Genomic DNA, 7,738 nt, shown 5'->3' with positions numbered 1-7,738 from the left:
AATTCCACCTCAGGCCGCCTGACCGATGGCCGCTCCAACTCCACCCCGAATTTCCACCTCATTGACGGACACGACCTACAAATCAATGCTATGCACCCGAGGCTCCAAGCTATGCCGAGCCATTTATATGACCCTGCTTGAAGAGTCCTAATTCTCTCGGTGTTGTGAACACGCCGTTGATTTTGGCCTAAAACCGGAACGCCAATTTGGGCGCTCCGCGCGGCTGTGTCGGGCGGTGACAAAATCATCCGCTGGGGCGAAGGCCGCCATGCTGCGCGCGTGACACCAGCCTATCCAGACTTCGTGGTGAAGGCCGCCGATCGAGAACCACCTCCAGTCCGCGTCGTAGGTCGGGAGGATGAGGTTGATCTGGCCTTCGAGAACTAAGGCCCCGTGAGAGGCGACGAGGGCACTGCCGACCGTGAAGGCGGTCTACGTCGCCAGGCGCAAGCCCACGTGCGCCTGCGTCGACCTGTCGAGCATGGGGCCGCTCGGTTTCGTCTCGTTCGCCGAGTACGTGATGATGGCCATCATGGGCATGTGGACGCTCGTCGGGTCCCACTGAGGCTGCGGCGGCACCGACGTCAACATCGAAACGATGACACGTCGTCAGCGCTTTTGAGCTCGAACGACGCCGATGCGGAGGGATTCGAACGCATTTGAGGCGAGGCGCTTGGGACGTGAAAAGCCGGCGGCGGCAAGGACGTCGGGCCAGGTTCCGTCGATATGCGGCTGTATCCGCTCGGCCCCGAGAACGAAGTTCGCCACCTTCAGGAAGCCCTGCTCCTGCGGTGTCGTCGGAGCGTCGAGATCGGCGGCGTAGAGCAGGCCCTTGCGTCTCAGCACGCGCAGCATCTCGCGCGCCATGGCGAGCCTCGGCTCGGGAGCCTCCGTGTGCAGGTTCATGGAAGAGACGACCTTGTCGAACGAGGCGTCGGCGAAGGGGAAGCGCCGCGGCTCGCTTGCCGTAACCGGCTGGACGTTCGCGGCACCAAGCGTCTCAATCTCCCTCACCGTCGCGCCCAAGGATCGCTCGTCCGGTTCGAGGCTCACGAAGCGCGCTTCCGGCTGAAGCTTCGCAAGCGCGATGACCGATACGGTGTCCGCCTTGCGAACATGGAGGACCCGTTCGCCCGGCTGGGGCGCAACCGCCTCGAACAGGGCCTCCGTGCAGATGGGGTCCCTCAGGATCCTGGGATAGGCCGACCGGAACGTCCGTCGGGCGATCCAGGGCCGGGGGTCGAGGAAGAACGTCACGACGGCACCCGTCCGACGGGCTCGCGTCGCGTGGTCGGCGCTGCCTGCCGCGCGGTGGAACCACGCGGCGACAAGGCCTCGATGATGTTGCACTCGGCGACGGACCCGCAGCCGCACCGCCCGATCACCTCGCGAAGCTCATGCGCCAGGCTCGTCAGGTCGGCGATCTTCTCCTCGACCTCCGACAGGTGGGTCCGGGCAATCGCGTCGACCTCCGCACACGACCTGTCGCGTTGATCCGCGAGGGCGAGAAGCTCGCGCACCTTCTCGACCGTGAAGCCCAAGTCGCGGCTGCGACGGATAAAGCTGAGGCGGCGCAGGTGCTCCTCGTCATAGGCCCGGTAATTTCCTTCCGACCTGGGCGGTGCCGGAAGTAGCCCCACGCGCTCGTACCAGCGGACCGTCTCGACCTTGGTGTCCGTCGCCGCGGCGAGGGTCCCGATGGACATCACCCCGTTCCGCGACATGCCCTTGACCCTGTAGTTGCTACAGGGTGCATCTAGGTGGCGCCGAGGCTCGAAGCAATCGTGTGGGCCCAAGGAGCAGGACATGTCCAACGCCGCATCGGCGGCCTCGCAGGTCGCCTCGAAGCCCGCCGCGCTTCGGTACCGAGTGAAGGGGATGGATTGCCCGAGCTGTGCGGGCAAGATCGAGACGGCGGTCACCCGGCTGCCGGGTACGGATGCGGTCCGGGTGAACTACCAAAGCCAGGTTCTCGATCTCACGCTCGACGAGGCCGGAACCTCGCGCGCGGTCCTGGAGGAGCGCGTCGGGGGCCTGGGCTATCCCATCTCGCCTCTCGCGACCGCCGCTGACCTGGCTCAGCTGAAGGAAGCCGGTCACGAATCGTCCTCGACCGACGAGGACGTCGGGAACGCCGATCCTTCGATCTGGCGGACCCCCAAGGCTGTTCTCGCCATCGCCATAGGCGTCCTGTTCGCGTGCGGATTCTTGTTCGACCGCGCCTTCCCCGGGATCGCGGGCGAGTTCGCCTATTGGCCCGGCGCCCTTCTCGGGCTTGCCTTCTACGGCCGGCGCGCGCTTGCGGCTGCCCACAATGGCTCGCCCTTCTCCATTGAGATGTTGATGTCCGTGGCGACGGCCGGGGCGCTCGCGATCCATGCGGCCGAGGAAGCGGCCGTCGTGGTGCTGCTCTTCACCGTCGGCGAGATGTTGGAGGTTGTCGCGGCGGGCCGGGCGCGGGCCGGCATCCGAAGCCTCATCGCGCTCGTGCCGAAGACGGCCCGCCTCGTCGACGATGCGGACGGTACGGTGCAGGAGGTGCCGGCTGCCTCCCTTCGCATCGGCCAGACCGTCGTGGTGCGTCCCGGTGACCGGGTGCCGGTGGACGGGAAGGTGACGGACGGCGCCTCCAGCCTCGACGAGTCCCCGATCACGGGGGAATCGGTGCCCAAGCCGAAGGAGGTCGGCGACGTCGTCTTTGCCGGCAGCGTGAACGCTGAGGGGGCGCTCCAGGTCCGCGTCACCCGAGAGGCGGCCGACAACACCATCGCCCGCATCCTGCACCTCGTGGAGGAGGCACAGGCCTCGAAGTCGCCGACGGCTCGCTTTATCGACCGCTTCAGCGCCGTCTACACGCCCGTCGCATTCGTGGCCTCGGTCCTCGTGGCCGTGGTGCCTCCGCTTCTCTTCGGTGGCGACTGGTCCACCTGGATCTACCGTGGGCTTGCCCTCCTGCTGATCGCCTGCCCCTGCGCGCTGGTTCTCTCGACGCCCGCCGCCATCGCTTCGGGGCTTGCCGCTGGCGCGCGGCGCGGCCTTCTCGTCAAGGGCGGCGCTGCCCTTGAGACCATGGGGCGGGTTCGCACGGTCGCCTTCGACAAGACCGGTACGCTCACCGCCGGGCGCCCTCGGGTGACCGACATCCTCTCCCTCGCGCCGGACGCGACCGAGCGCGTCGTCCTGGGGCTCGCGGCCGCGGTCGAAGGCGGGTCGAGCCATCCCATAGCCCGGGCCATCCTCGACCGGGCCAGCGCCGAGGGGATCCCGCCCCGGCCGGTCAGGGACGCCAGGGCCGTGCCGGGCAAGGCAGTCCAGGCAACGGTCATGGGACGGGCGGTCGTCGTCGCCTCGCCGCGGTACGCCCGGCAGATAGCTGGTCTCGACGATGCGTCCGACCGTCTTGTGGGCGACCTGGAAGCGGCCGGCAAAACGACAGTCGTCGTCCTGCGCGACGGGAAGGCCGTCGGCATCGTCGCGGTCCGCGACGAGCCCCGGCCCGACGCCGCCGACGGCATCGCGGCACTTCGGGCCATGGGCGTGGATTGCGTGATGCTGACGGGCGACAACCGGCGCACGGGGCAGGCGGTCGCCGCGCAACTCGGCCTCGACGTAAGGTCCGAGCTGATGCCCGAGGACAAGCTCGCCGAGATTGCCGCCCTCAGGATCATTGGCCCGGTCGCCATGGTGGGCGACGGCATCAACGACGCACCCGCCCTTGCCGCGGCCAGCGTCGGGATCGCGATGGGAGGCGGCACCGACGCGGCCCTGGAGACGGCGGACGCGGCCGTGCTCAACGAGCGCGTGGCCGACGTCGCCGCGCTGGTCGCCTTGTCACGGGCGACGCTACGCAACATCCACCAGAACGTCGCCGTCGCGCTCGGTCTGAAGGCGGTCTTCCTGGTCACGACGCTCGTGGGCATCACGGGTCTGTGGCCGGCCATTTTAGCGGATACCGGCGCGACGGTCCTCGTTACCGCCAACGCGCTGCGATTGCTGCGCGCATGAGTTCACCCGTCAGTCCCCCTGTCCCCGGAGCCGCGGCGATGGGGACCGTCATCGTGGGCGCGGCCATCGTCGACCTTGGGACGAAAGCGCTGGCGGTCGCCTCGCTCAGCGAGGGCGACGCGAGAGGGGCGATCCCGTTCATCGACTTCACCCTTCACTACAACCGTGGGATCAGCTTTAGCCTGTTCCAAGCGGGCTCCCCTGCATCTGTGGCAGCGCTCCTGACGGTTCAGGCTGCCTTAACCACCTTCGTTGCAGTCTGGGCCTATCGCGCCACCGGCATCCTGCAGCGCCTTGGCCTGGCCCTGATCACCGGGGGAGCGCTGGGAAACCTCGTGGACCGGCTGGTCGACGGGGCGGTCACCGACTTCCTCGACTTACACACGGCCGGGATCCACTGGTTTGCCTTCAACATGGCGGATTTCTGGATTTCCTCTGGGGTGTTCCTGCTCATCCTAGACGCCTTTCCGATCTTGGGGGTGCGCGGGTCGGCACCCGAGGATGTGCAACGATGACCCGGGTCTGGGCTGGAACCGCGAACGCACCGGGTCATCGGTGGATACGAGACACGAGCGTCCGGCGCGATCCGGGACGAGGCTGGAGAGATGTCATGCTGATACGGATGGCCCTGGCGCTCTGCCTGGGATTAGCGCTCGCATCCTGCCAGGACGGGCAGTACGCGGCCTCGACCAAGCACCTCGCCCCCATCCCTGGCCCGGCCTTGGCCTTGATGGCGTCGAAGGGGGTTTCGGCGAGCGATCCGATCCTGATGCGTGCCTACAAGAAGGAATCGGAGATCGAGCTCTGGAAGCGCGGCACGGACGGACGCTACGCGTTGCTGAAGACCTATCCGATGTGCCGATGGTCGGGGCAGCTCGGGCCGAAGACGCGCGAGGGCGACCGCCAGGCACCGGAGGGCTTCTACGCGATCACGCCGGGTGCGATGAACCCGAATTCGAGTCTCTACCTCTCGTTCGACGTGGGCTATCCGAACGCGTTCGACAAATCCCAGGGCCGCACCGGATCGCACCTGATGGTGCATGGCTCCTGCTCCTCGCGCGGCTGCTTCGCCATGACGGACGAGGCGATCTCGGAGATCTACGCCGTCGCCCGCGAGGCCTTCGCCGGCGGGCAGCGCGCCTTCCAGTTCCAGTCCTACCCCTTTCGAATGACGGCGGAGAACCTCGCCCGGCACCGCCAGGATCCGCACATGGCGTTCTGGAAGAACCTGAAGGAGGGTTCCGACCAGTTCGAGGTGACCGGGTCCGAGCCCGTGATCGCGGTAGCCGAGGGACGCTATGCATTCACCCCGTCGGGCGGCGGCGATGCCTCGACCGCCATCGCCCGCAAGCGGGACGAGGACGAGCGCGCAGTGGCTGCCCTGGTCGCCAAGGGCACGCCGGCCATCAAGCTCGTCTACGAGGACGGGAGCCAGCACCACTCGTTCCGCGAGACTATGATGGCGAACACGGCCGGCCCCGCCGGCACCTTCGCGGCCCTCGATGCTCGCCCGTCACGTGGCCACGGTCTGGGCGAGGTAAGCCGGCCCGAGGCGCTGGCCGCCGGTCCGCAGGAGATCGCGATGGTCGTGCCCACCCGGAACACGCTCTCCGTGACAGGTGGCGCCTCGGCCCGGCAGGCGTTGCCCAAGCCCGGCACTACCAAGCCGGTCACCATCGTCGCACGGGCTGGCAAGGAACCGGACCGGACGGGCCTTCGCAAGGTCGTTGCGTCCGCCGGCGACGGCCGTGACTGAGGCCCCGAGGCTCGGCCCCATCAAGGGAACACATCGGACGGTGGCTCGGATTTCAGCGATCCTTCTCCCTGCAGGGTGAACGCTTGGATCACCCTGACCTCACGCAATCCACCCTGGCCCGATTTCGAGACCACCCCCTCCAACACAGCTCGAAGACGGAGAAGGCGATCGATCTTGCTCTGCACCAAATCGAGTTGCCTCTGGGCGATCTCGTCCAAAGGGGCACCGGGTCGGTTTGGGAAGGCGTCCAGTTCCATGAGCTCGCGGATCGCCTGGACCTCGAAACCGAGCTCCCTTGCGTTCCGGATGAAGTCCAGACGCTCGATGTCGGTCTCTTCATACCGCCGTTGCTTTCCCTCGGTTCGGATCGCTGGCCCCAGGAGACCGATCTGCTCGTAGTACCGGATGGTCGGGATCTTGACCTGTGTCCGATGGGAAAGTTCGCCGATTGCGATGCCTGCCACGCTTTGAATCTCCAATGACTAGAGATCGTAGTGACGGCGGACTCCTGCGCCAAGGGTTGGACGTGGAGGTGAACGTTCTTTTGCACACCGCAGCGGCGACGCGCCGAAGGGGTCGCGGCTATGGCGGCTATGTCTGCGTTGAACCTGGGGTGCGTCGAAGCCCCTATGCCGGCGATCTTGACCGATCGAGCCTGGGCGCGGCTTGTCGATAAGGGGACGCCATCAGCGTGACCTGCGATACATCCGGAACCCGGTCGAGGTCGCGGGCAGCCGGAGCGAAGTGGGCGCCATCGATCAGGATCTTCGACCCGAGTGCCATGCGCCAAGGCCCCCGACATTCGGGTCGAGGCTTCAAACGGCGAGTTGGGGCGCCTCACGGGCGAGCGCCTCGTCCTCGACCTGGACGGTGACATGCTCGACCGCATGGTCCCCCTTCATCACCCTGCGGACGGCGCGCACCACGGACGGCGCCTCCGCGAGGTCGTGCACCACCACATGCGCGCTCATGGCATCGAAGCCGGAGGTCAGCGTCCAGACGTGCAGGTCGTAGACCCGGCGCACGCCGGGGATGGCCTCGATCCCGGATCGGACCCTGCCGAGGTCGATGTGGGCAGGCGTGCCCTGCAGGAGGATGTGGACCGCCTCGTTGAGGAGGTTCCATGTCCTCGGCAGGATGAAGAGGCCAATGGCGGCGCCGACAATGGGGTCGGCCACGCTCCAGCCCGTTGTCATCACAACGATCGCGGCCAGGATCACCCCAAGCGAGCCGAGCATGTCGGCAAACACCTCGTAGTAGGCGCTCCTGAGATTCAGGCTGTCCGAGGCGCCGCCCGACAGGATGCGCATGCTTGCGAGGTTCACGCCGAGGCCGACCACGGCGACGGCCATCATCGGCCATCCGAGGATCTCGGGCGGATCCACGAACCTCCGGTAGGCCTCGTAGAGGATGTAGACCGTGACGAGGAGAAGGACGACCGCGTTGGCGAGCGCGGCGAGGATCTCAAAGCGCAGGTAGCCGAAGGTCTTGCCTGGCGTCGGCGGCTTAGCGGCGAAATGGATCGCGATCAGGGAAAGCGCGAGGCCTCCCGCGTCGGTCACCATATGCGCGGCATCCGCAAGGAGGGCGAGACTGCCCGTCAGCAGGCCTCCCACCACCTCCGCAATCATGTAGGTCAGCGTCAGGGCGAGCGCCCAAGCCAGCCGTGCCTTGTGGCGGCCGGCCGGCGTCCCGGCGGGGACGCTGCCGCCATGTGAGTGCCCGTGTCCCATTCTGTTCCCTTACCGGCGCCGGACCATGGATGACGCGTCCGGTTCGCCCCCAAGCCGGACGTCCTCGCAGTGGATGGCCTCGTCCATGAAGGGATTGCGCGGCCGCGACGTCGTCTCGGGTGCGAATGGCATCCGTCGGATCTGGAGCGACTGATGGTCGTGGGTGATACATCGGGTCCGGCTGGCGCCGGGATCGGCAGCCAACGAAATCGAGGTCGAGATGAGAAGGGCCGTAACGACCACG

The 7,738-nt window shown here is 67.1% G+C and carries 8 protein-coding genes; 4 read left to right on the top strand and 4 right to left on the bottom strand.

Features of this window, described 5'->3' with window-relative positions; translation table 11 throughout:
* The first annotated feature begins 421 nt into the window (after positions 1-421).
* Positions 422-565: a hypothetical protein gene (locus K2Y56_RS06905; protein WP_292506412.1), complete on the top strand. Its 144-nt coding sequence runs from the start codon at positions 422-424 to the stop codon at positions 563-565.
* Positions 566-609: 44 nt separating this feature from the next.
* Here the strand turns inward: K2Y56_RS06905 and K2Y56_RS06900 are convergent, their stop codons facing one another.
* On the bottom strand, positions 610-1,257 hold the full coding sequence (locus tag K2Y56_RS06900; protein ID WP_292506411.1) for a class I SAM-dependent methyltransferase: 648 nt from the start codon (positions 1,255-1,257) through the stop codon (positions 610-612).
* On the bottom strand, positions 1,254-1,706 hold the full coding sequence (locus K2Y56_RS06895) for a helix-turn-helix domain-containing protein (RefSeq protein WP_292506410.1): 453 nt from the start codon (positions 1,704-1,706) through the stop codon (positions 1,254-1,256). Before K2Y56_RS06895 ends, K2Y56_RS06900 begins: the two co-directional genes overlap by 4 nt.
* Before the next feature lie 100 nt (positions 1,707-1,806).
* On the opposite strand from K2Y56_RS06895, the gene K2Y56_RS06890 reads away from it, so the two are divergent.
* The 3 genes from K2Y56_RS06890 (at position 1,807) to K2Y56_RS06880 (ending at position 5,761) form a co-directional block, all read left to right on the top strand.
* Positions 1,807-4,005 carry a heavy metal translocating P-type ATPase gene (locus K2Y56_RS06890; protein ID WP_292506409.1) on the top strand — a complete coding sequence of 733 codons (2,199 nt, stop codon included), beginning with the start codon at positions 1,807-1,809 and terminating at the stop codon, positions 4,003-4,005.
* A gap of 38 nt (positions 4,006-4,043) precedes the next feature.
* Positions 4,044-4,520 carry a signal peptidase II gene (gene lspA, locus K2Y56_RS06885; RefSeq protein WP_292506408.1) on the top strand — a complete coding sequence of 159 codons (477 nt, stop codon included), beginning with the start codon at positions 4,044-4,046 and terminating at the stop codon, positions 4,518-4,520.
* Between the two features lie 95 nt (positions 4,521-4,615).
* Positions 4,616-5,761 carry a murein L,D-transpeptidase family protein gene (locus K2Y56_RS06880; RefSeq protein ID WP_366848389.1) on the top strand — a complete coding sequence of 382 codons (1,146 nt, stop codon included), beginning with the start codon at positions 4,616-4,618 and terminating at the stop codon, positions 5,759-5,761.
* A gap of 20 nt (positions 5,762-5,781) precedes the next feature.
* On the opposite strand, the gene K2Y56_RS06875 is transcribed toward K2Y56_RS06880, so the two are convergent.
* Together K2Y56_RS06875 and K2Y56_RS06870 are read right to left on the bottom strand one after the other, a co-directional pair.
* Entirely contained in the window at positions 5,782-6,225 is a 444-nt protein-coding gene (locus K2Y56_RS06875; protein ID WP_292506406.1) for a MerR family transcriptional regulator, read from the bottom strand.
* A gap of 351 nt (positions 6,226-6,576) precedes the next feature.
* The gene (locus K2Y56_RS06870; protein ID WP_292506404.1) at positions 6,577-7,494 is read right to left on the bottom strand and encodes a cation diffusion facilitator family transporter; all 918 of its coding nucleotides are present in this window, start codon (positions 7,492-7,494) and stop codon (positions 6,577-6,579) included.
* Positions 7,495-7,738: the final 244 nt, after the last annotated feature.

The organism is Methylobacterium sp. (assembly GCF_019745455.1).
Taxonomy (GTDB): Bacteria; Pseudomonadota; Alphaproteobacteria; order Rhizobiales; family Beijerinckiaceae; genus Methylobacterium.
Note: the sequence above shows the minus strand (reverse complement) of the source record. Positions and strands in the feature narration are given on the sequence as shown.

Bases quoted from the DNA above. Each gene is read 5' to 3' on its own strand.
- K2Y56_RS06880 (WP_366848389.1), top strand. From the start codon at position 4,616: ATGCTGATACGGATGGCCCTGGCGCTCTGCCTGGGATTAGCGCTCGCA.
- K2Y56_RS06890 (WP_292506409.1), top strand. From the start codon at position 1,807: ATGTCCAACGCCGCATCGGCGGCCTCGCAGGTCGCCTCGAAGCCCGCC.
- K2Y56_RS06895 (WP_292506410.1), bottom strand. From the start codon at position 1,706: ATGTCCATCGGGACCCTCGCCGCGGCGACGGACACCAAGGTCGAGACG.
- lspA (WP_292506408.1), top strand. From the start codon at position 4,044: ATGGGGACCGTCATCGTGGGCGCGGCCATCGTCGACCTTGGGACGAAA.
- K2Y56_RS06870 (WP_292506404.1), bottom strand. From the start codon at position 7,494: ATGGGACACGGGCACTCACATGGCGGCAGCGTCCCCGCCGGGACGCCG.